Below are 1,257 nucleotides of genomic sequence, written 5' to 3' on the forward strand. Positions count from 1 at the left end.
GTGCTGGAGGCGTTCCGGCTCCAGTCCGGACAGACGCTCGCCGTCTTCGGCGTGGGCGCGGTGGGGCTCGCGGCGGTCATGGCGGCGCGTGTCGCCGGCGCGGCGAGCATCCTCGCGGTGGACCTGGACGCGGGCCGACTGGAGCTGGCGCGCGAGCTGGGCGCCACCGACACGTTCCTGGCGACGGAGCCCGAGCTGACGAAGACGATGCTCAAGCGCACCCGGGGCGGGGTGGATTTCGCGCTGGAGTGCGTGGGCCTGCCCCAGGTGTTGCGCCAGGCCTTCGACGTGACACGGCCCCTGGGCACGTGTGGCCTGCTGGGGCTTCCCAGCCCCGAGGCGTCGGAGGTGACGCTGTCGATGACCCGCCTCCTCTACGGCAAGCGGCTGGTGGGCATCATCGAAGGGGACGCGGACCCGAAGACCTTCATCCCCCGGATGGTCGCGCTGCACGCGGAGGGGCGCTTCCCGCTGGAGAAGCTGAGCCGCTCCTACGACTTCGAGGCCATCAACGACGCGGTACACGACATGGAAGCGCGCACTGCCATCAAGCCCGTGCTGCGCATGCACGGAGGAAGCACGCGATGACCTTCGACGAAGCGGTGAAGGCGGGGCGGCTGGACGCGCAAGAGGCGCTCGCGTTGTTCGACAGCCTGCCCACGGTGGAGCTCGGGTTCATGCGAGGCACCTGGAAGGGCAGTGAGCTCCACACGGGGCACCCGATGGATGGGATGCTCGGTGCGACGGGCTGGTACGGCAAGCGGTTCGTCGACGAGGAGAGCGTGCACCCGCTGCTGTTCTACACGGAGGACCGCGCGTCGGTGTTCCCGGTCGACCCGAGGAAGTGGCCGTCGCCGACGATTCGCGGCCTCGTGGGTCCGCACCGGGCGGCGGTGGAGACCGAGAAGTTCAAGGCGCGCCTGCGCCTGACGGTGTACCGGGGCAAGGTCAGCGCGACGATGATCTACGACGACTGGCCCACGAATGACGTGTTCCGACAGGTCGATGCGAACACGCTGCTGGGGGTGATGGACGCCCGGGGGATGGCGGCGCCGTACTTCTTCGTGCTGCGCCGGGATGGCGCGTAGGGCGCCCTGGATTGTTTCCCGCGTGGAAACAGTCCTCTGCCCGGCGCCCCATTTTTCGCGGACGCCCAGGTCTCTACTGTTCCTCTTGTCAGCAACGCACACCGCGGCAGACGCGGTGAAACCAAGAGGGAGTACGCCATGAGCGCCACCGTCCAGAAGACCCAGACCC

At 68.8% G+C, this 1,257-nt stretch carries 2 protein-coding genes; both read left to right on the forward strand.

What is annotated here, in order from left to right; all coding sequences use genetic code 11:
- Positions 1-588, forward strand: a 588-nt coding sequence (locus HR086_RS46920) for a zinc-binding dehydrogenase (protein ID WP_174468918.1), incomplete at its 5' end; no start/stop codon positions are given.
- Positions 585-1,088, forward strand: coding sequence for a DUF4334 domain-containing protein (locus tag HR086_RS46925; protein ID WP_174457993.1), 504 nt, complete (start codon positions 585-587; stop codon positions 1,086-1,088). The genes HR086_RS46920 and HR086_RS46925, both read left to right, overlap by 4 nt.
- Positions 1,089-1,257 lie beyond the last annotated feature (169 nt).

Origin of the sequence: Myxococcus sp. CA039A (genome assembly GCF_013336645.1) — a bacterium.
In the GTDB taxonomy this organism is placed as follows: domain Bacteria; phylum Myxococcota; class Myxococcia; order Myxococcales; family Myxococcaceae; genus Myxococcus; species Myxococcus llanfairpwllgwyngyllgogerychwyrndrobwllllantysiliogogogochensis.